Annotated in this window: 17 protein-coding genes; 8 read left to right on the top strand and 9 right to left on the bottom strand. The window is 65.0% G+C overall.

The genetic code is table 11. From position 1 onward, the window contains the following. Positions 1-141: 141 nt before the first annotated feature. On the bottom strand, positions 142-786 hold the full coding sequence (locus tag GGD67_RS30220; RefSeq protein ID WP_026202547.1) for a glutathione S-transferase family protein: 645 nt from the start codon (positions 784-786) through the stop codon (positions 142-144). A gap of 87 nt (positions 787-873) precedes the next feature. On the opposite strand from GGD67_RS30220, the gene GGD67_RS30215 reads away from it, so the two are divergent. Next, positions 874-1854 carry a YafY family protein gene (locus GGD67_RS30215; RefSeq protein ID WP_179737980.1) on the top strand — a complete coding sequence of 327 codons (981 nt, stop codon included), beginning with the start codon at positions 874-876 and terminating at the stop codon, positions 1852-1854. A gap of 138 nt (positions 1855-1992) precedes the next feature. After that, a complete protein-coding gene (locus GGD67_RS30210; RefSeq protein WP_026202545.1) occupies positions 1993-2241 on the top strand; it encodes a hypothetical protein in 249 nt (82 codons plus the stop codon). A gap of 55 nt (positions 2242-2296) precedes the next feature. Here GGD67_RS30210 and GGD67_RS30205 read toward each other — a convergent pair whose 3' ends face one another. The 3 genes from GGD67_RS30205 to GGD67_RS30195 all read right to left on the bottom strand — a co-directional run bounded on the left by GGD67_RS30205 (position 2297) and on the right by GGD67_RS30195 (position 5231). Then, entirely contained in the window at positions 2297-3244 is a 948-nt protein-coding gene (locus GGD67_RS30205; RefSeq protein ID WP_179737978.1) for a fatty acid desaturase, read from the bottom strand. A gap of 16 nt (positions 3245-3260) precedes the next feature. Beyond that, positions 3261-4271, bottom strand: coding sequence for an alpha/beta fold hydrolase (locus GGD67_RS30200; protein ID WP_179737976.1), 1011 nt, complete (start codon positions 4269-4271; stop codon positions 3261-3263). Positions 4272-4427: 156 nt separating this feature from the next. Continuing rightward, a complete protein-coding gene (locus GGD67_RS30195) occupies positions 4428-5231 on the bottom strand; it encodes a hypothetical protein (protein ID WP_018321409.1) in 804 nt (267 codons plus the stop codon). Positions 5232-5404: 173 nt separating this feature from the next. Here GGD67_RS30195 and GGD67_RS30190 point away from each other — a divergent pair, with 173 nt between their 5' ends. Then, entirely contained in the window at positions 5405-6607 is a 1203-nt protein-coding gene (locus GGD67_RS30190) for an MFS transporter (RefSeq protein ID WP_179737974.1), read from the top strand. Positions 6608-7033: 426 nt separating this feature from the next. Beyond that, positions 7034-7753 (top strand): AraC family transcriptional regulator, encoded by a 720-nt coding sequence (locus GGD67_RS30185; RefSeq protein ID WP_246790882.1) that lies wholly within the window; start codon positions 7034-7036, stop codon positions 7751-7753. Positions 7754-7790: 37 nt separating this feature from the next. Here GGD67_RS30185 and GGD67_RS30180 read toward each other — a convergent pair whose 3' ends face one another. Both GGD67_RS30180 and GGD67_RS30175 read right to left on the bottom strand, forming a co-directional pair. Then, on the bottom strand, positions 7791-9401 hold the full coding sequence (locus tag GGD67_RS30180; RefSeq protein WP_179737970.1) for an acyl-CoA synthetase: 1611 nt from the start codon (positions 9399-9401) through the stop codon (positions 7791-7793). 116 nt (positions 9402-9517) lie between these two features. Next, the gene (locus GGD67_RS30175; RefSeq protein WP_049815037.1) at positions 9518-10285 is read right to left on the bottom strand and encodes a FadR/GntR family transcriptional regulator; all 768 of its coding nucleotides are present in this window, start codon (positions 10283-10285) and stop codon (positions 9518-9520) included. Between the two features lie 165 nt (positions 10286-10450). Here GGD67_RS30175 and GGD67_RS30170 point away from each other — a divergent pair, with 165 nt between their 5' ends. From GGD67_RS30170 to GGD67_RS30155, 4 genes are all read left to right on the top strand, one after another. Beyond that, positions 10451-11656, top strand: a complete 1206-nt coding sequence (locus tag GGD67_RS30170; RefSeq protein ID WP_091955879.1) for an ABC transporter substrate-binding protein — start codon at positions 10451-10453, stop codon at positions 11654-11656. 247 nt (positions 11657-11903) lie between these two features. After that, positions 11904-12971, top strand: coding sequence for an HlyD family secretion protein (locus GGD67_RS30165; RefSeq protein ID WP_179737968.1), 1068 nt, complete (start codon positions 11904-11906; stop codon positions 12969-12971). Beyond that, positions 12968-15739 (top strand): ribosome-associated ATPase/putative transporter RbbA, encoded by a 2772-nt coding sequence (gene rbbA, locus GGD67_RS30160; RefSeq protein ID WP_179737966.1) that lies wholly within the window; start codon positions 12968-12970, stop codon positions 15737-15739. The genes GGD67_RS30165 and rbbA overlap by 4 nt, the downstream gene beginning before the upstream one ends. 2 nt (positions 15740-15741) lie before the next feature. Then, on the top strand, positions 15742-16854 hold the full coding sequence (locus GGD67_RS30155) for an ABC transporter permease (protein WP_018321401.1): 1113 nt from the start codon (positions 15742-15744) through the stop codon (positions 16852-16854). Between the two features lie 9 nt (positions 16855-16863). Here the strand turns inward: GGD67_RS30155 and GGD67_RS30150 are convergent, their stop codons facing one another. The 3 genes from GGD67_RS30150 to GGD67_RS30140 all read right to left on the bottom strand — a co-directional run bounded on the left by GGD67_RS30150 (position 16864) and on the right by GGD67_RS30140 (position 21960). After that, the gene (locus GGD67_RS30150) at positions 16864-17352 is read right to left on the bottom strand and encodes a DUF2059 domain-containing protein (RefSeq protein ID WP_018321400.1); all 489 of its coding nucleotides are present in this window, start codon (positions 17350-17352) and stop codon (positions 16864-16866) included. A gap of 29 nt (positions 17353-17381) precedes the next feature. Beyond that, positions 17382-18596 carry an OpgC domain-containing protein gene (locus GGD67_RS30145; RefSeq protein WP_179737964.1) on the bottom strand — a complete coding sequence of 405 codons (1215 nt, stop codon included), beginning with the start codon at positions 18594-18596 and terminating at the stop codon, positions 17382-17384. A 307-nt stretch (positions 18597-18903) separates the two neighbouring features. Continuing rightward, positions 18904-21960 carry an AAA family ATPase gene (locus GGD67_RS30140; protein ID WP_179737962.1) on the bottom strand — a complete coding sequence of 1019 codons (3057 nt, stop codon included), beginning with the start codon at positions 21958-21960 and terminating at the stop codon, positions 18904-18906. Positions 21961-22013: the final 53 nt, after the last annotated feature.

Below are 22013 nucleotides of genomic sequence, written 5' to 3'. Positions count from 1 at the left end.
ATCCGGGAGCCATAACCACAGGGAGTGGTTATGGAGCAAAGCTGATCACTCCGGGTCTTCGCAAAATATCTCCCTGTGGTTATGGGTCCCGGGTTCGCGCTACGCGCGCCCCGGGACGACAGTGGAGATTGAGGCGCTTGCTCAGCCTCCAACCGCCTTCGCATGCAGCGCCGCCATCTCGTCGTCCGCCGCATTGATGCGCTGGAACGCAGGCCGCGCGGTCATGCGCTCGGCATAGCGGACGAAGACGTCCTTCTTCGGCACGATGCCGAACATCATGGTCCAGCTGAACGCCACGCCCCACAACACGTCGGCAGCCGTCATCCGCTCGCCAAGCAAATAGGGCCCCTTCGACAGCTGCGCTTCGAGCGCACCTAACATGGTGTCGTAGTCGGCATAGGGCGACTGCGTGATCGGCGCCGGCTCGCGCTGCATGAACTTGTCGATCAGCGCCGGCTCGAAAGATGAGCCGTAATAGGCGATCCAGCGCAGATAAGGACCGCGCAGCGGATCGTTCAGCGCGGGCGTCAAACCGGCCTGCGGGAAGAGATCGGCGAGATGGATGGTGATCGCGACCTGCTCGGTCACCAGGGCATCGCCGTGGCGGATCGCCGGGACCTTGCCGAGCGGGTTGATGGCGAGATAGGCGGGTTGACGCTGCTCGCCGGCCTTCATGTTGAGCACGTGCAGATCGTAGGGGGCACCCAGCTCCTCCAGCAGCACCCGCGTGCCGGTGGCGCGGCTTTGCGGCGAGTAATACAGCGTGATGCGGTTCGGATCGGTCATGGCAGGTCTCCATCGGGCCAGCGGGCGGTGGCGCAGCTTGTAGCGGGCCATACCTGACATCCTGTGTCAGGTATGGTTTAAGCAATCATGCGCGCGAGCCGAATGTTGTCGATCCTCACCACCCTCCAGGCCAGGGGGCAAGTCACCGCGCCCGAGCTCGCGGAGGCCTGCGAGGTCTCGGTCCGCACGATCTATCGCGACATCGACGCGCTCGCGGCATCAGGCGTTCCCGTTTACGCCGACCGTGGCGCGGAGGGCGGCTATCGGCTGCTCGACGGCTATCGCGTGCGGCTGAACGGCCTGTCGCAGAGCGAGGCCGAGACGCTGTTCCTGGCGGGCTTGCCGGGCCCGGCGGCGGCGCTGGGGCTGGATGCGGCAATGATCGCCGCGCAGAACAAGCTGATGGCGGCGCTGCCCGTCCATCTGCGCCAGGACGCCAGCCGGATGCAGGAACGCTTTCATCTGGACGCGCCGGGCTGGTTCGGCGAGGCCGAAGAGCCGAAGCATCTGCGCACGATTGCCGGCGCCGTGCTGCGCGGGACACTGATCAAGATCCGCTACCAGAGCTGGCGCGCGGAAAAGCAGCGTCGCCTCGCGCCGCTAGGTCTCGTGCTGAAGGGCGGGAGCTGGTATTTCGCCGGCCAGGTCGACGCCAGCGTGCGCACCTATCGCGTCGCGCGCGTGCTCGACTGCACAGCGCTCGACGACGGCTTCGATCGGCCGGCCGATTTCGATCTCGCCGCCTATTGGCAGGCCGCGACGCTGCGTCTCGAGGCCGAGATGCATCCCAATGTCGCGATCGTCCGGTTGTCGCCGTTCGGCGTCAAGCTGCTCGATGCGCTGAGCCAGCCCTACATCAAGGCGCGTACGGAGATTGAAGAGACCAGCGATGCAGACGGCTGGCGCATTGCGCGCGTGCCTGTCGGCAAGACGTCCTGGCACGCCGCGGCCGAATTGTTGCGGCTCGGCCCCGAGGCCGAGGTGCTGGAGCCCGCCGACCTCCGCGACAAGATGGCGGAGTTGACGCAGGCGATGGCCGCGCGCTATCGCGCGGCGCGGAAAACATAATGCCGGCATATTTCGCCGCAGCCCACGAAACACTCCTGAAACACGATTCTCCTCCTCCCGGGTGAACGCATTCGCGTCTCGGCCCGACCGAGATGCAGGGACACAACAACGGCCTTAGCGCCACACTGGAGAATGAAGATGTTTCGTAAGCTTGCTCTCGGTCTGATCGCCGCCGGTTCGCTCGGCGTTGCCGCTCTCGCGCCCACCGCCGCCTCGGCTGGCGGTTTCCACCATCACCATTGGGGTCATGGCTGGGGTCCGGGCTGGGGCTTCGGCGGCGTCTACGTCAACACCGGCGTCAGCAACTGCTACCAGGAGCGCCTCGTTCAGACCCGTCACGGCATGCGCGTCCGCATCGTGAATGTCTGTGCCTACGGGATCTATTGATATCCCGCCTTGGACAAAGCTCCGGTCGCGCCGCGACCGGAGCTTTTGCGTTGAGTTAGCCGGCCTGCCGCTGCCGGCGAAACCAGGCCCAGGTTTCGCGCGTCGTCTGGATGTAGCCGCGGCCGCGATGAACGATGTCGCCGTCGACGATCTCGTTCAGCTTCGGCAGCGCGTGAAACGGTATCGAGGGATAGGCGTGGTGCTCGACATGGTAGGGCATGTTCCACGCGAACCATTTGACCACCGCGGCGGTATAGGTGGTGCGGCTGTTCTGAAAAGCGCTGCGCGTGCGCTCGCAGCCGGTGTGCTCGGCATAGAGATAGGGCCGCAGGAACAACTGCCCGATGACGAGCGGGACGAGCCAGACCCAGAGCAGCAGCGCTGACGAGAACCACAGCGAGTGCGCGAGCAGCAGGACATAGACCGCGACATAGGCACGCGCCTCTCTCACGATGACGGCACGCTTGTTTTCGGGGATCCAGGGCACGGTGACCTTTCCGGTGACCGCATGGCCAAGCATCAGCCGGAGACGACCGGCGACCTGGAGCAGGCCGCTATAGGCGAGCGCGAGCTGCGTGTCGGATGTCGGTTTCACGCCGACGATCAGCTCGGGATCCTTGTCCGGATCCTGGGTGTAGCGGTGATGGTCCCAGTGAAACAGGCAGTAATATTCGTAAGGCAATCCGATGAGGAAGGCCGAGAGATAACCGACGACGAGGTTGAGGCTGCGGCTTTTGAACGCGGTCTTGTGCGCGGTCTCGTGCACCGCCATGAACAGGAAGGCGACAACGTAGCCCTGCACCGCCATCAGCGGCAGCGCCCAGAGCACGCCCCACGTCGACGAGATCTTCCAGATCAGCGCACCCACCAGCATGATCACGCCGTAATGGCCAAGGCTCTGCGCCGCGCCTCTGAGATTGGAGCGGACCGACAATTCGCGCAGCAGGGCCGGCGTCAGCGGCTTCAGGCGGTGGCCGGACTCTGAAACGGTCGCATCGGTCATGATCAAAATGCCTGCCCTACTTGCCGAGAAGCGCCGCGACCTCGGCCTTGAGAAAAGCCTGGTCGCGCGGATTACCGACGGGATTGCCGGCGCGATGGCCATGCAGCGACGGGATTGGATGCAGCACGGCCGATTTCGCGTTGACCAGCCGGCCGAGCTCATCCTCGTTGTCGCGGACATCGAAATAGCGGTCGGTCGCGCCCGGCATCAGCAGCATGTGCGCCTTGATCGCCGCCAGTGCGCGATTGAGATCGCCGCCGAATGCCTCACAGCGGCTGATGTCGCCCCGCTGCCAGATGCCGACCTGCGCCAAGAGATCATTGGCGTCGCGCCGGGCGAACGTCGCGTCCCAGACGCGGACGAGATAATCTTCCAGCGAGGTGAAGCCGGCCTCGCGCCAGAGCTCGTCACGATAGAAGCCGTGCGACATCGCCCAGCCGGCATAGACCCGCCCCATGGCGCGATAGCCGGCGACGGGTTTCTCGGCGAAGCGGCCGTCACGGAAGGCGGGATCTGCGGTGAGCGCGGCCGTCACGCTTTCCAGGAAAACGTAATTATAGGGCGCGCAGCGGGCACTGCCGCAGACGACGGCTGCACGCTCGACCATATCAGGCTGCAGCGCCGCCCAGTGATAGGCCTGCATGCCGCCCATCGACCACCCATAGACGAGGGCCAGCTTTGAAATGCCGAAGCGCTCGGCGAGCAGCCGATGCTGGACCGCAATCGCATCGTGATAGGTCACCGCGGGGAACGGCGCTGCGCTATTCGACGGCGAGGACGACAGGCCGTTGCCGAAGAGGTTCGGGATGATGATGAAGTAGCGCGTGGGATCGAGCACGCCGTCGGGCCCGATCAGCCACTCGGTGTCAAAATGCTGCGCGCTGAACGAGGTCGGATAGAGGATGACGTTGTCCTTTGCAGCGCTCAGCGTGCCATAGGTCTTGTAGGCAAGCTTCAGCGAAGGAAAAACGGTCCCGGACTGGAGGACAACGTCGCCAGCCTCGAAGATCTCGTAGTGCGCCGTCATGAACCGAACTCCGTTTACGCGGCCGCACAGCGCCGCAGCTTCCACGATGCATCGATCATGCCGGGCTCGCAGCTGCGTCATGGCAGCAGATTTTATAACTGTACTTATAGTACAGTTATTCGAGGCCGGCAAGATAAATCAGATCCGCTCGCCGGCTCAGCCGATGGCCGCGATGTAGCGCTCCACCGACGCCGCGAAGGCGGCCTTGGCGCCGCCAGCGATGTTGCGGCCCCACCAGGCGCCATAGATGCGATCGAAGGCAAGCGGCTCGACAGCGGCCGCGATCCGCCGCACCGCGGCGGCGTTGAGCGGCATGTAGTTGGGGTAGGAATACATGAAGCTGACGAAGCGGCGGTCCATCGTCACCTGGGCGATGTCGCCGGTGAGCAGCGCGCCCCTGCCCTCGGCACCGCGTTGCCAATGCAGCATGGTGGCGCCGGCGAAATGACCGCCGGTGCGTAGCAGCAGCACATCGTCTGAGATGCGGTGGCTCTCGCCGGTCCAGTGCACGATCGAGGGATGCGGCCGCGTGACGAAAGCGCGATCGTCGGCATGCAGATAGACCGGCACGCCGCCAAAGGTATCGCTCCAGTCGGCGACCGCGCCGTAGTAATGCGGATGCGAGATCGCGATCGCCTTCAGTCCGCCGAGCGCTGCGACGTATTCGATGGCCTCATCGGTTGCAAGCGGAATGCAATCCCACATCACGCAGCCGTCGCCCTGAGGCACCAGCAGCGCGCGCTGTCCGATGGCGAAGCTCGGCTCCAGGGCGATCCCGGTGAGGCCAAGATCGTCGCGTCCCACCAGTCGGTGCCCCCGTGCGAGCTCCTCGCGCGTGAGAAAGGTCTGCCCTTTCCAGTTCACGAACTGCCGCTCGTCCTCGCAGATCACGCAGGAGGCGGGCGGATTTCCGCCGTTCGGGAATTGCGCACCGCAGGTTTCGCAGGTCCAGAGAGGCATGACCAGAGCTCCGTGGGAAGATCGCAGGATGACATTGCGACCGCGCTTTCGGCAAGATCGATGAGCGCAAGGACAGACTGGAACCAACGCGGCGAGCGCCCGTTACGTTCAGGTCCACGCCGGAAGGCTTGGTCAAGAGGATCGCGACACACGAAGAGCATGTTTGGGTATCGATGACATCGCGGCCTCCCTCCTCGTCCCGTATCTGGCCTCTGTTCGCGCTCAACTTCTTCATGGCCGACATGCAGTCGGGCATTGGGCCGTTCGTCGGGGTCTTCCTCCAGGAGCGCGGCTGGGCGACCGGGCTGATCGGCACCGCGATGACGATCGGCAATGTCGCGGGCATGCTGGTCACGACTCCGATCGGCGGCTTCATCGATTCCAGCCGCAACAAACGGCTATGGGTCGTCATTCCCGGCATCTGCGTCGTTCTCGCCTCCGCCATCATCCTGATCTCGCAAAACTTCTGGGCGGTGACGTTCTCGCAAGTCGCGCAATCGCTGGCCAGCGCCGCCATCGTACCGGCGGTAACAGGCATTACGCTCGGCATCGCCAAGCAGAAGGGATTCAACGCGCTGAACGGCCGCAACCAGGCGTTCAACCACGCCGGCAACATGGTCGGCGCGGCATTGTCTGGCTATCTCGGCTACAGGTTCGGCTATGTCGCCGTGTTCGTGCTGGCGGCCGTGTTCGGCGCCATCGCGATCGCCTGTGTGATGATGATCCCCGCCAAGGCGATCGACGACCGTGCCGCACGCGGCAGCAAGGAAGACGACTCCAAGGCTCCGCCGGATGCGATGACGATGCTGCTCAAGCACAAGCCGCTGCTCGTGTTGGCACTTGCGCTCGCCCTTTTCCATCTCGGCAATGCCGCCATCGTTCCGCTCTACGGACTTGCGGCGGTGGCCGAGGGACAGGCCAACGGCCCGAGCTTCGTCGCGACCACCGTGGTGATCGCGCAAGGCGTCATGATCGTGACGTCGCTGATCGCGATGAAGGCCGCGAGCAAGCGCAACTACTGGCCGGTGATCCTGGTCTCCTTCATGTTCTTGCCCATCCGCGGCGTGCTGGCCTTCTTCGTGACGGGATGGTGGGGCGTCATACCGATGCAGGTGCTCGACGGTATCGGCACCGGCCTGCAGACGGTTGCCGTCCCCGGCATGGTCGCGCGCGCGCTGAACGGCAGCGGTCGCATCAATCTCGGCCAGGGCGCCGTGATTACCGTGCAGGGCATCGGCGCCAGCCTCAGTCCGGCGCTCGGCGGCTGGATCGCGCAATGGATCGGCTACGGGCCGACCTTCCTGCTGCTCGGCGGCTTCGGCCTCGCCTCAATGGTGCTGTGGCTGGCGTTCGGGGCGGCAGTGAAGAAGTACTGAAGCTCACCGCCACCCGAACGCCACGGCGCAAAGTGCTTTTGCACTCCACGCACACGGGGACTGCGGCACCTGGTCGCGGTCTCTGCGCGCCATTGCGAGTGGCTTATCACGCAATCGGCCGCTTTTGCCGTTGCGGCGCACCGGCCTGACGATACAACCTGCCGTAAACCGCCAACAAACCTGCCCTTCCGATCGATGATCCAGCCACAACTCTCATTCGATGGCGACCCGAATGGCCCGGCCTATGAAAGATGGCGCGAGCAGTTTTGCCGTCAGGTGGCCAACGTCGATTTCGTGCCGGTCGGCGACGGGCGTGTCCACCGGACCATAGCGCCGGCAATTCTTCCTCGTGTCAGGCTCTCGGCCTCTTTCGGCACGCCAATGTCTTTCGTGTCATTGGGCACGAACGACGAATTGATCATTACGATGTCGCCCAATTCGGCGCTGTCCGGGGCCATGGGAAGGCGCCCGCTGGAGATCGCCGCGGGCGACGTCACCATCGGCGACCCCTCGATCAAGGGCGCATGCATCACCCAGATCGAGCACGGCAATTTCCAGACCGCACTGCTGCCCCGCAAGGCGCTGCTGCGCGCGTGCCCGAATGCCGAGGATTTGATTGCAAGCTCAATCCCCGGCGCCAATCCGATCACCTCGATGTTCCTGCGCTATTATGATCTCGCGCATGAGTATGCCGACAAGCTCGGCCCCGCCGAGCTGGACGCGGTCTCGCAGCACCTGTTCGATCTTTCGGTGCTGATGATCGGAGCGCGCGGCGATGTCGCCGAGCAGGCTCGCATGCGCGGCCTGGCGGCAGCGCGTCTCGAAACCCTCAAGTCCGACATCCTGGCGCAGCTCGACAGCCCTGCACTGTCGCTCACCCTGCTTTCAGCCGCGCACCGGGTCAGCCCGCGCACGATCCAGCTGCTGTTCGAGCAGGCCGGCATCACCTATAGCGGCTTCGTGCTGGAGCAGCGTTTGCTGCGCGCCGAACGCCTGCTGCGAAATCCCGCCATGCGCATGCGCAAGATCATCGAGATCGCGCATCTCGCGGGCTTCCACGACGTATCCTACTTCCATCGCGCATTCCGCCGCCGCTTCGGACAGACGCCCGACGACGTCAGAAAGTTGGCCGGCGACGCCGGCTAGCGAACTCGATCACGACGCAGCCAATAGCCGCCCGGCCTTACGCGCCAAAATTCTTCTGGATCGCCTTGTCGAGCGTCTCGCCACCGACGAAGCGCTGGCGCAGCTCGCGCTTGAGCAGCTTGCCGCTCGGATTCTTCGGCAAGGCATCCACGAAGATAACGCGCTTGGGCACCTTGAAATGCGCCATCTGGCCGGCGCAGTGCTTGATGACGGTGTCCTCGTCCAGCTTTTCGCCGCTCTTGACCACGACGATGGCGGTGACCGCCTCGATCCAGCGCGGATCGGGCAGGCCGACCACGGCGACCTCGGAAACCGCCGGGATACGATACACCATCTCCTCGACCTCGCGGCTGGCGACATTCTCGCCGCCGGTCTTGATCATGTCCTTGACGCGGTCGACCACGGTGATGTGGCCCTCTTCGTCGACGGTGGCGAGGTCGCCGGAGTGAAACCAGCCGCCGGCAAACGCTGCCGCAGTCTTCACGGGATCGTTGTAATAGCCGGACAACAGATGCGGCGAACGGTGCACGATCTCGCCGACCTCGCCGACCTCAACGTCTTCCATCGACGTGTTGACGACGCGCGTCTCGACATTGAGCACCGGCTTGCCCGCCGAGCCTGCCTTGCGCAGCTGGTCCTCCGGCCGCAGCACGGTCGCGAGCGGCGCGATCTCGGTCTGGCCGTAGAAGTTCCAGAATTTTACGGCGGGCAGGCGGCGCTGAAGCTCGAGCAAAACTTCCACCGGCATGATCGAGGCGCCGTAATAGCCCTTCTCCAGGGACGACAGGTCCGACTTGTCGAAATTCGGCGAGCGCAGCATCGCGATCCAGATCGTTGGCGGCGCGAAGAAGGAGGTGATCTTGTGGGCCTGGATCAGCGCCAGGATGTTGTCGGCGGTCGGCTTGCCCGTGATGACGCCGGAGGCACCGAGATAGACTTGCGGCCCCAGGAAGACGTCGAGCTGGGCGCAGTGATAGAGCGGCAGCGCGTGCAGGAACTTGTCGTCCACGCTCATGCCGCCATCGATGATGCAGCTGACATACTGCCACATCACGGCTTCATGGGTCAGCATCGCGCCCTTGGGCAGCGATTCGGTGCCTGAGGTGTAGACGATCTGCGCGAGATCGCGGCTATCGACCGAGGCTTCCAGGAATGAGCCTTCGGAATGAAGCAGATCGTCTAAGGTGGTGAGGCCCGCCGGCGCCGACGCGGGATCCTCGCCCGGCAGCCAGATCATTTTTTCGACCGCACAGTCTTTCGCGCTGGCGGCCTTCGCCGGCTCGACGAAATCGGGACCGGTCGCGAGCAACTTTGCGCCGGAGCTCTTCAGGATGAAATTGATCTCGTCCGGATTGAGCATGAAGTTGATCGGCACCAGAACCGCGCCAATCCGCGCCACTGCGAAGCGCAGCGCGGCGAAGGCGTGCGAATTGCGCGACAGCACCGCGAGGCGGTCGCCCTTCTTCACGCCGAGCCCGAGCAGACCGCGGCCGAGCCGGTTGCAGATCGCGTCCATCTCGGCAAAGGTCCAGCTCACATCCCCGCAACTCACCGCGAGCTTGTTCGGTTCGCGCCCTGCCGAGCGGCGCAGGAGATCGCCGATGGAATGTTCGCGGGCCTTCGCGATGGTGGCTGCGGTCTCGGTCATGTGTCCCTCCGGGTGATGTCTTTGTTTGTTGGATTTCTTGTTTGAGATCTTGCGTCTTCTCTTTTGCGCATGATCTTGCCGGAAAACCGCTTCACACTTTTCCGGATCATGCGGCGCTATCTTCGCCGGGCCGCCTGCGCGTGCTCCATGTACATGTGCTCGACCGAGCGATCGAGCGAAGCAATCTTCTCGAAGCCGCGGCGCCAGTCCTGCAAATGCCGGCGCGTCCAAAGCACGCCGGCCTCGCGGTCGCGGTCGCGGATCGCGTCGATGAGATGGCGGTGCGCCGCGACGAGACGCGGACCGCCTTCGGCGACACCGGTCACGATCATCTCGGTGGTCGGATAGAACAATTGCGCCGCGGGCTCGCGCGCGAGCTGGAGCACGCGGTTCTGCGAGGCTTTTGCGACCAGCACGTGGAATTCGGCATCGCATTCGGCCAGCATCGCGGGATCGCCGACCACGGCCTCGCTGCGCAGCAGATTGGCGTCGAGCTCGGCGAGGTTCTCGTCCGTCGCGCGCTCCACGGCGCCCTCGATGCTGGCGACCTCCAGCGTCATCGAGGCCTCATAGAGCTCGCGGAAGGTGACCTCATGCAGCACCAGCGCGCGGCTGAGACGGCTTGCGAGCTTGCTGTAGCGCGGCAGGCAAGCGTGCAGGCGGCGCGAGGAATCGCGCCGGATCAGCCCGCCCTCCTCCAGCACACGAATGCCTTCGCGAATGGTCGAGCGATTGACGCCGAACTGGCGGACCAGGTCGTGCTCGGTGCCGATGGGATCGCCGGGCTTGATGCGGCCATTGACGATCTCGCGTTCGATGGCGTCGGCGACCTTCTGATAGGCCGGCGCGACATCGATCGGTCGAAACAGCGGCGCGATGGGCAAACCGGCCTCCAATGGCGATTGTCCGACAAACTATAGGCACTGACGTCAGGTGCGTCAAACTACATCATTCATAACATCCGCGGAGGAAATTGACTCCGCCGGAACCCGGATCTACCTTTGTCGGACAAAGGGACAGAATAGCCCCGCTCAAGAGGAAACGTATCCATGAGACCCATCGCAGCACTCGTGTCTGCGGCCGGCTTGCTGTCGGCTGCCCTGATCACCCCTGCCTCGGCCCAGCAGGCGCCGCTCAAGATCGGCGTGCTCTCCGACTTCTCCTCCGTCTATTCCGACATCGGCGGCATGGGGAATGTCGAGGCGACCAAAATGGCGATCGAGGATTTCGGCGGTCAGATGTTCGGCAAGCCGATCGACATGGTCTCGGCCGACGTGCTCAACAAGCCCGACGTCGCCTCCACCATCGCCCGCAAATGGTGGGAGACCGAAGGCGTCGACATGATCATCGACCTGCCGACCTCGGCGACCGCGCTCGCGGTGATGGAGCTGTCGAAGCAGTACGAGAAGATCATGATCGTGACGGATGCGGCCAGCTCCGACATCACGGGAAAATCCTGCTCGCCCTACACCGCGCACTGGACCTACGACACCTATGCCAACGCGCACACCGTCGGCAGCGCCATCGTCAAGAACGGCGGCGACACCTGGTTCTTCCTCACCGCCGACTACGTATTCGGCCATTCGGTCGAGCGCGACACCGGCGATGTCGTGAAGGCCGCGGGCGGCAAGGTGCTGGGTAGCGTCAAGCATCCGCTCAACACCGCCGATTTCTCCTCGTTCCTGCTCCAGGCCCAGGCTTCCAAGGCCAAGATCATCGGCCTCGCCAATGGCGGCGGCGACACCATCAACGCGATCAAGCAGGCCGGCGAGTTCGGCATCGTCGCCGGCGGCCAGAACCTGGCGGCGATCGTGATGTTCATCTCCGACGTGCACAGCCTGGGCTTGAAGCTCGCGCAAGGCCTGATCATCACCGAGGCCTATTACTGGGATCTCAACGACAAGACCCGTGCCTTCGGCAAGCGCTTCCTCGAGCGCGTCAAGCGCATGCCGACGATGAACCAGGCGGCGACCTACAGCGCGACGCTGCATTACCTCAAGGCGGTGCAGGCCGCCGGCACCAGGGACACCAAGACGGTGATGGCGAAGATGCGCGAGCTGCCGGTGAAGGACGCCTTCACCGACAACGGCGTGCTGCGCGAGGACGGCCGCATGGTGCACAGCATGTATCTGTTCCAGGTGAAGAAGCCGGAGGAATCGAAGGGGCCGTGGGATTACTACAAGCTGCTCGCCGAGGTGCCCGCCGATCAGGCGTTTCGGCCCCTGAAGGATGGCGGTTGCCCGCTGGTGAAGTGAAGCGGCCTGGATCGCGGATGGTCATCTGTTCAGCAAGCCTCGCTCGTCCGCTTGGGCAATCTGTGCGGACGAGCGGCGACGATGGCGCGCCGCCCAAACATGAGGCACGGGTGCAGCGCGCCGCCGTCTGATCTGCATCAAGTTGCGATGCAAAATTCGCTGCAATGTTGGGCTCGCCCTTCCGCGCCTTCGGCGGCCGGGCGTTCGTGTCTCAACAGTGGGCGCCGCCTCACGGCGTTTTGAACAGATGAACTTCACCCCGGGTCGCGTCATCGCCGCGATCGCCGTGCTCGTTGCTGGCGGCGGCTATTACTATTGGCAGCACCGCGATACCAACACACTGCCGGCAGGCTTCGCCCGCGGCAACGGCCGCATCGAGGCGGTCGAGATCGACATCGCGACCAAGACGCCGGGCCGGATTCGCGAGATCCTGGTCAACGAAGGTGACTTCGTGCGCGCGGGTCAGGTTCTGGCGCGCATGGACACCGAGCAATTGCAGGCCCAGCGCCGCCAGGCCGACGCGCAGCTCAAGCGCGCGACGATCAATGTCGAGACCGCGAAGAGCCTGGTGAACCAGCGTGAAGCCGAACGCAAGGCCGCCGAGGCCGTGGTCGACCAGCGCATCGCTCAGCTCGACACCACGAGCCGCAAGCTCGATCGTTCCGAGCAACTGATCAGAACCAGTGCGGTATCGCAGCAAGTCCTGGACGACGACCGTTCCGCCAACGCCACGGCCAAGGCGGCGCTCGCCGCGTCCCACGCTCAGGTCGCCGCATCCGAGGCCGCGATCAGCTCCGCCCGTGCCATGGTGATCGATGCCGGCGCCTCGGTCGACGCCGCGAAGGCCGCGATCGAGAGCATCAATGCCGACCTCAACGACAGCGTGCTGAAGGCGCCGCGCGACGGCCGCGTACAGTATCGCGTGTCGCAGCCCGGCGAGGTGCTCGCCGCCGGCGGCCGCGTCCTCAACATGGTCGATCTCGGCGACGTCTACATGACGTTCTTCCTGCCGACGGCCGATGCCGGGCGCGTCGCGATGGGCGCCGAGGTTCGCCTCGTGCTCGACGCCATCCCGCAATACGTGATCCCTGCCAAGGCCACCTTCGTCGCCGACGTCGCACAGTTCACGCCCAAGACCGTCGAGACCGAGGAGGAACGCCAGAAGCTGATGTTCCGCATCAAGGCGCATATCGCGCCGGAGCTGCTGCGCCAGCACATCGAGCATGTGAAGACCGGCCTGCCCGGCATGGCGTATGTGCAGCTCGATCCGGCCGCGCAATGGCCTGACAATCTCAACATCAAGCTGACGAGATGAGCACGACGGCCGCAGCCGAGCTGCCTGCCGGGCGCGGCAGCGTGGTGCATCTGGAAGGCGTGGGCTTGAGCTACGGCAAGGCCCGGGCGCTAGATGCCATCACGCTCGACCTGCCGTCCGGCTGCATGGTCGGACTGATCGGCCCCGACGGCGTCGGCAAATCGAGCCTGCTCTCGCTGATCGCCGGGGCCCGCGCGATCCAGCAGGGGCGTATCAACGTCCTCGGCGGCGATATGGCGAGTTCGCGCCATCGCCGCAACGTGTGCCCCGACATCGCCTACATGCCGCAGGGCCTCGGTAAGAACCTGTATCCGACGCTGTCGGTGTTCGAGAATATCGATTTCTTCGGTCGCCTGTTCGGACACGACAAGGCCGAGCGGCACAGGCGGATCGCCGGCCTGCTGCGCGACACCGGGCTCACGGCTTTCGCTGACCGGCCCGCAGCAAAACTCTCCGGCGGCATGAAGCAGAAGGTCGGCCTGTGCTGCGCCCTGATCCACGATCCCGAGCTCTTGATCCTGGACGAGCCGACCACCGGCGTCGATCCGCTGTCGCGCCGCCAGTTTTGGGAATTGATCAGCTCGATCCGCGACAGCCGGCCCGGCATGAGCGTGATCGTATCGACCGCCTACATGGAAGAGGCCGCGCAGTTCGATGTCCTGATCGCGATGAATGCCGGCCGCGTGCTGGCGACCGGAACGCCTGCCGAGCTTAAGCGGCAGACCGGAGCGGATACGCTCGATGACGCCTTCATTCGTCTTTTGCCTGAGGCGGATCGCAGCAACTACACCAATGTCGTCATCCCGCCGCGCGCCGAGGACCAGGACGAGATCGCGATCGAGGCCGACCACCTGACCCGACGGTTCAACGGCTTCGTCGCCGTCGACGACGTCAGCTTCCGCATCAGGAAGGGCGAGATCTTCGGCTTCCTCGGCTCGAACGGGTGCGGCAAGACCACGACCATGAAGATGCTCACCGGTCTCCTGCCCGTAAGCGAAGGCACCGCGCGGCTGTTCGGCAAGACCATCGATGCCGGCGACATGTCGGTGCGGCGGCGCATCGGCTACATGTCGCAGGGCTTCTCGCTCTATTCGGAGCTCACGGTCGCGCAAAATCTCGACCTGCATGCGCGGCTGTTCGAGCTGCCGGCGGACACCGTCGCCGCGCGCATCAAAGAGATGATCGGCCGGTTCGACCTCGCCGACGTCGCCGACACCCTGCCCGATGCGTTGCCGCTCGGGCTGCGGCAGCGATTGTCGCTGGCGGTGGCCATGATCCATGCGCCCGACATCCTCATCCTCGACGAGCCGACCTCCGGCGTCGATCCGGTCGCCCGCGACCGCTTCTGGCAGATCCTCGCCGAGCTCTCCCGCAAGGACAACGTCACCATCTTCGTCTCGACCCATTTCATGAACGAGGCCGAGCGCTGCGACCGGGTCTCGCTGATGCATGCGGGCAAGGTGCTGACGTCGGACACCCCCGCCGCGATCGTGACCGCGCGCGGCACCGCGACGCTGGAGCAGGCCTTCATCGCCTGCCTGGAGGAGGCGATCGCGGATACGGCGGAGCCGGCCGGCCAGCCTGCGATCGCATCGCCCCTACCGGCCGCGACAGCGGAACCGCCGCGCAAGCGCGGTGCGACGTTCAATCCGACGCGCATGCTCGCCTATTCCCGGCGCGAGGCACTCGAACTGCGGCGCGACCCGATCCGCGCCACGCTCGCAATCCTCGGCAGCGTGCTGCTGCTGTTCGTGCTGGGCTATGGCATCAGCATGGACGTCGAGAACCTGACCTTCGCCGTGCTCGACCGCGACGACAGCGCGATCAGCCGCGACTACAGCCTCCAGATCGCGGGCTCGCGCTATTTTACCGAAAAATCCCCTATCACCGATTACGCCGATCTCGACCGCCGCATGCGCGCCGGCGAGATCGGGCTCGCCATCGAGCTGCCGGCGGGCTTCGGCCGCGACGTCAGCCGCGGCCGCCATGTCGAGATCGGCGCCTGGGTCGACGGCGCCAATCCGACCAGGGCCGAAACGCTGCGCTCCTATGCCCAGGCGATCCACGCCACCTGGCTCGCGCAGAAGGGTCGTGAGCTCTATGGCGAGGCGGCAATCGCCGGCTCCTATCAGCTCCAGCTGCGCTATCGCTACAATCCCGATGTCATCAGCGTCGTCGCCATGGCGCCGGGCATTATTCCGCTGCTGCTGGTGATGATCCCGGCGGTGCTCGCGGCGCTCGCGGTCGTGCGCGAGAAGGAGCTCGGCTCGATCGTCAATTTCTACGTGACGCCGGTGACGCGGCTGGAATTCCTGCTCGGCACGCAGCTGCCCTATGTCGTGCTGGCGTTCGGAAACTTCCTCCTCCTGGTTGGCTTTGCCCTCGTCGTCTTCCGCGTGCCCTTCACTGGGAGCTTTCCGACCTACGCGCTCGCCGCGCTGCTTTACGTCACGGCGACGACCGGCATGGGGCTGGTGATCTCGGCCTTCATGAACAGCCAGATCGCGGCCCTGTTCGGCACGGTGCTGATCACGCTGATTCCGGCCATCCAGTATTCCGGGCTGATCGACCCGGTGTCGTCGCTGCAGGGGGCCGGCGCGCTGATTGGACGGCTCTATCCCGCCACCTATTTCGTCACGATCTCGCGCGGCACCTTCTCCAAGGGCCTGGCGTTCGACACCCTCCACAACGATCTCCTGGCGCTCGCAGTCATGGTGCCTGTCCTGGTGATCGCCGGCGCGATGCTGCTGAAGAAACAGGCCCGCTGACCATGCGCTTCGACAACGTATTCCAGCTCGGCATCAAGGAATTGCGCGGCCTGGTGCGTGACCCCACTCTGCTCGTGCTCATCGTCTATTCCTTCACGCTGGCGGTTTATGCCGGCGCAAAGGCGCTGCCGGAAACGTTGAACCGCGCCGCGATCGCGGTCGTCGACGAGGACCATTCGCCGATCTCGACCCGCATCGAGATGGCGTTCACCGCGCCCTATTTCTCCGCGCCGCGCCTGATCTCGCAATATGAGATGGACCGGAGGATGGACGCCGGCCTCGACACTTTCGCACTCGACATCCCGCCCGACTTCCAACGCGACCTGCTGGCGCGCAAATCGCCCACGATCCAGCTCAACGTCGATGCGACACGCATCTCGCAGGCGTTCAACGGCGGCGGCTATGTCGAGCAGATCGTCAGCGCGGAAGTCGCAGAGTTTTTGGCGCATACGCGCGATGCCCAGGCCGCGCCGATCGAGCTGGCGCTGCGGGCGCGGTTCAATCCGGAGCTGAAGAAATCCTGGTTCGGCGCCATCGACCACGTGATCACGTCGATCACGATGCTCTCGATCATCCTGACGGGTGCGGCGCTGATCCGCGAGCGCGAGCACGGCACCATCGAGCACCTCCTGGTGATGCCGGTCACGCCGCTGGAGATCATGGTGAGCAAGGTCTGGTCGATGGGGGCCGTGGTGCTGGTCGCCTCTGGGCTGTCGATCGCCTTCGTCGTCAAGGGATGGCTGGAGGTGACGATCGACGGCTCGCTGGCGCTGTTCCTCGTCGGCGCCGCGCTGCAGCTGTTTGCCACCACCAGCATGGGCATCTTCCTCGCCACCGTCGCCGGCTCGATGCCGCAGTTCGGGCTGCTGCTGATCATGATCCTGCTGCCGCTGCAGACCCTGTCGGGCAGCATGACGCCGCGGGAGAGCATGCCGCAATTCGTCCAGGACATCATGCTGGCGGCGCCCAACACGCATTTCGTGATGCTCGCCCAGGCGATCCTGTTCCGCGGCGCGGGCCTGGAGGCGGTGTGGCCGCAGCTGGTCGCGCTCGCCGTGATCGGCGGCATCTTCTTCCTGATCGCGCTGCGGCGGTTCCGCGCATTCCTGGCTTAGCGCGCGGCTCTACAGCTTGTGCCCCTTCTGGCGCAGCGCCTCGATCAGGCGCTGCTTCAGTTCGTCGGCGGCCTTCTGGCTGACGTCCTGGCCGATTTGCGCACTCGCCTGCGCCAGCGCATCCGACTTCTCCAAAAACTTCTTCCCGGCCGGCTGGGCATAGAACGCCTCGATCTGGCGCAGCTCGTCCACCGTGAAGCTCTGGGCATAGAACGCCGCGATCTGCTCGACCATGGACGCTACGAACGGAGCATAGATCTCTGAGCCGGGTGCCGTCACCGCATCGTAGTCGCGCTCGATCTCCGGCCTGTCCTGCGCAACCACGGGCCGAAGCTTGAGCAGGAGCTGCGGCAGCAATGCGCGGTACTGATCGGCGATCTTCAAGGTGACGACGAGCTTGCGTGCCGCGCTCATCGCCTCCGGCGACGGCGCCTGTGCCGATGCACCGCAGGCGAGAAACAGGAGAGTGCCGGCGATCGTCAACAAACGTTTGGACATTGGGCTCTCCCGGAAATGCGGACGATGCTTCAGCGGCTCGCGGGGGCCGCGCCGGCGGTCGCGGCCTGCGCGCTCTCGACCATCTCCGGCTCCTCGACCTCCGTCACCTTCACGAACAGGTTCGGCACGCGCTCGGCGCGGTTGAGCAGCCAGGCCGCGCCGACCATGATGACGATGCCGACGATGGAGACGGCGAACTGCTCCCAGACGCCCTTGGTGTATTGCGTCAGGATCCAGTGCGCCGAGAACGACAGGAACACACCGAGACAGAAGATCGGCAGCGAGTGCTGGCCGCAGAGGATCACGGGGCGCAGCCAGACCCCATGCAGCGCCCGCCATTTGCGCGAGAGGAAGTGGGTGACCCAGATTGCCAATGCCAGGAAATGCGTGAAGCGCAGCATGTCGAGGTCGGTCTTGTCGATCGGGTAGATCGCCTTGATCATCCATTTCGGGATCAGCGCCTCGAGCGCGGGGACGTGCCAGGTCATCACGATCAGCAGCGCGAACACCAGCCAGGCCGCGGCCAGACCCATCGCCGCCCTCGACCACACCCATCTGGCGATCTTGTCGATCTGGCCGACGCCGCACCAGGCCGCGAACACGAACATCAACTGCCAGCAGAACGGATTGAAGTACCAGGTCGTGCCGGGCGGGTAGGAAGCGATGTTCCAGTTGAACCAGCGCGCCAGCACGTAGAGCACAACCGAGGCGGCGAGCGTCAGGTTCGGCCGGCGCACCAGGCACCAGACGATGAAAGGTGAGGCGAGCACCAGCGTGATGTAGAGCGGCAGCACGTCGAGATTGACCGGCTTGTATTTCAGCACGATCGCCTGCCCGATCAGCTCGTCCGGATGCGCCAGGAAGTTGAACACGTTGAACTCATGCTGGTACATCGGATTGTCGAAGCGGCGCGCGGTGCGGGCGATCTGCGCGGTGAACAGCAGGAACAGCATGATGTGCGCGACATACAGCTCGGCCGCACGCCGCCACAGCCGCTTCATCGCGGCGAGAAACCAGCCGCCGGCGACGATCGGGCCGTAGATCCAGCCGACCAGATAGCCGGAGATGAAGACGAAGAATTCGGCCGCATCGCTGAAGCCGTAATTGCGCAGCGTCAGCCAGGCCACGACGTCGTGCGGGATGTGATCGAGGAAGATCATCCACAAGCCGATGCCGCGGAAGAGATCGAGCCTGAGGTCGCGCTCGACCGGCGCCAACAAAGCTGACTGGTCCCGTGTGATCATGGCCCCGCCTCATCCGGTAGGCGTCGCGCCATGGCGGCGCCGGCAAAATGCGATGCTAAAAAATCGAGATCAAAAGTCACCTGGCCCTGCGGCTAGTCACCAACGGTAGCCCACCTTGGCGTTGGTGCAAGGGGCTCGTCACTGCGGTGAGCGGGGCTGCCTCTCGCAGCCGTCTGGAGGCGGCGCCCGACCAATTATGTCGAAAACAACCCCATGCACAGTAGCTAACCCTTTGTGCTGCCTACGAGATTCGTTCGGCATTTTGGGCCGGCGGTTTGGTGAGGCGCAGACCTTGCCGGGCGCGGCGTCAGATCAGCTCACTGCCCTGGGCGAGCACCTCGGTCAGCATCGCCTCGGCCTTGCGCTGGAGCGGCCCCGCGCCGCTTTCGGAGGCGATCGCGATGGCGGCACGCAGCGCGGTAAGGATGGCCGCCCTGCTCTCGGTACTCGAGGCGGGCGTCACAACGGCTTCGCCGAACAGGGCCTCGGCCTCGAGGCCCGAAAACCCCTGCTGGCGGGCGGTGTTGCGCGCCTCGCGCAGCATGTTCTGCGAGGCCCTGACATCGCCGAGGCGGCAGGTCGCGAGCGCAAGGTAGATCGAGCTGCGCAGCACCGCCGAGGTGTAGCCGACCGCCTTGGCCTCCTCGCGCGCCTCGGTCAGCAGGCCGCGCGCCCGGTCGAACAGCCCCTGCTCCAGATAGGCCATGCCGAGGTGGCAGGCGAGCACCGGCACGAACAGGCGGATGCCGTGCTTCTGCGCCAGCACAAACCCGTCTTCGAGAATGGCGGCGGCCGCCGCCGGGTCGCCCCGGCCGAGCATCAGGCAGCCGCCGCTATAGGCGGCGGCGACGCGGTCGTAGGGACGTCCGGTCTCCTCCGCGATCGCAGCCGCCTGTTGCTGAAGCTGCTCGGCGGTGTCGAGCTCGCCCATGACGGTGTGGGTGATGCCGTTCATCATGCAGCAGAGGAGGAGCAAGGATCGTGGAGTCGTGCCAATCGGGGCACTCGATGCCGAGCCCACGAGACCGGCACGTGCCGCGGCCAGCATCTTCTCGGCGCTATGATAGCGGCCGCAGAGAAAATAGGCCTGCCCAAGACCATATTGTGCGAGATTACGCCAGCCGGGATTGCCTGAGCTTTCCGCCAGACGCACGACCTCTTCCCCGATCGCGACAGCTTCGACCGGCGTTCCGTAGAAGTTCTGCGCGCCTGCTCTCACGGTCATGGCCGCGATCTTGCGCCCGATGTCGTCGATTGCATCGGCGCGCCGTTCGGCTTCGCGTCCCAGATCCAGGGCTTCGGCGACGCGCCCCGATCCGGCAAAGGCCAAGCGCGCCTCCATCCGGAGATCGATGGCGTCTGCTTCTCGCGCTTGCGTCAGCGGGGTCTTGTCGAGAGACCCCATCGCGATCTCGAAATAGTCGACCGCGTCGGCATAGGCTGAGCGCACCAGACATTTTCGAGCAGCGCTTCTGCCATGGTGAAACGCCTTCTGCCAATCCTTCGCCCTCGTCGCGTGATAGCAGAGCGCGTCCGGTCCGTCGTTCGATGCCTCGTCGTCCTCGAGCGCTGCGAGGATGCTGGCGTGGATGCTTTCGCGCACCTTTTCGACCATGGAATCGTAGGTCACCTGCCGGACCATCTCGTGCCGAAATTCGAGCGAGTCCTCCAACTCGCTATCGATCCTGACGAGCAGTTCGGCCCGGTCGAGCGCGGTGAGGCAATCCTGCAGCACGCCTTCCGGCAAGGCCGCGATCTTCCGAAGCAGGGCCTGGTTTGTCCGGGGACCAAATGCCGCGGCGATCTGCAGGAGCGAGCGTTCCTGTCGTGACACGCGATCGAGCCGCGCCGCGATCACACCTTGAATGCTGGTGGGAATGCCGAGCTCTTCCACGGGACGCGCAAGAGACAGGTCGCCCCACTGACCGAGGAGCAAGCCGCTATCCTTCAGACTGCGGCAGACTTCCTCGATGAACAGCGGGACGTTTGCGGTGTGGGAGATGATCCGGTTCTTCAGGTCCGCGTTGGTGGTGGCGGGGCCGAGCATTTCCGCGAGCATGGCCAGGCCCGAATCGTCGTCGAGGGGCCGCATGGCCACGATCTCTGCGTGACAGCGCGCAATCCACACCGGCATCCCGTTGGGCCGCGTGGTCAGCAGCACGAGCAAATCGGGACATTGCAGCGCGGAGAGAGTGGCCATGACCGTATCGCTGGCCCGATCGATCCAATGCAGGTCTTCGATCAGAAGGATCGTGCGCTGACGACGGGCGATGCTCTCGACGATCGCGCAGCTCGCATCTGAAATCGCGCGACCGCGCGCGTGCGGCTCCAGTTCGTCCCATTGCGGATCGGAGATCGGCAGGTCCAGGACCGCGTCGATGGCTCGCTGCTGCACGGCGGGCAACGCCCCTCTGGGATCATCCGCCCTGACCTGCTCCCTTGCGGCCAAGTCGAAGATCGACAGCAACAATCGCTTGAGGGCGCTGTACGGCGCGCCCTGGAGATTCGGGCTGCACTCGGCATCGATCAGCCGCCAGCCGCTGGCGCGAAGATCCTGCGCGAACTCGTGCGCAAGCCGCGACTTTCCGATGCCGGCGTCACCCATGAGCAGAACGGTCTGGCGGCTGGCGCTGACCCTTTCGGCCGCACGCCACAGCAAGGCCCGCTCCGTCGTGCGGTCGACAAATCGGGAAACACTGCGCGCACGCCGGACCCGCCAGCTCGAAAGATCGCTCGCGCCCATGACCCGGTACACGGGCATCGGCTCGCCGAAACCGCGGAGCGTCTTGCGACCCAGGAATTCGAAGCGGACATGCCCGTCCGCCAGCTTCTGACAGGCCTCAGAGACGTAGACCTGGTTCGCCTCGGCCGCCGCTTCCAGCCGCGCGGCCAGATGCTGGGCGGCCCCGCCGATCTCATAAACCTTGGAAAATTCGCTGGCGACCATGTAGGCAACCACATGGCCCGAGTGGAGCCCGACCCGGACCTGAAGGCCGGGATCGCCCAGGCTGCCAACACGCCGAACGAGCTCGATGGCCGCGTGGCAGGCGAGCGGCGCGTGGTTGTCGTCGGCGATCGGGGCACCGAACACCGCGGCCAGCCCGTCCCCGAGCTCCTTGCTGACGATGCCGCCAAACTGGCGCACCGCGCCTCTCATCGCCGCGAGAGCCGGTTCAAGGCGCGACACCGCCGCCTCCGGCTCCAGCTCGGCAACAAGTCCAGTGGAATCGACGACGTCGGCGCGCAAAATGGTCACGAACCGCCGTTCGCTGTCGGGCTCAGCGCGCTCGCGGACCGCCGCTCCGCATTTGGAGCACCAGCTATCGCCCGGACCGATCGCCGACTGACACGCGAAGCAATGCATTCCAGCGCCTTCAAACGACTGCCTCAGCAGTCTTCGCTACCCGCGCCCGCGAG

This window comes from Bradyrhizobium sp. IAR9 (assembly GCF_013408065.1).
Lineage (GTDB): Bacteria > Pseudomonadota > Alphaproteobacteria > Rhizobiales > Xanthobacteraceae > Bradyrhizobium.
This window is presented reverse-complemented; position numbering and strand designations above follow the sequence as displayed.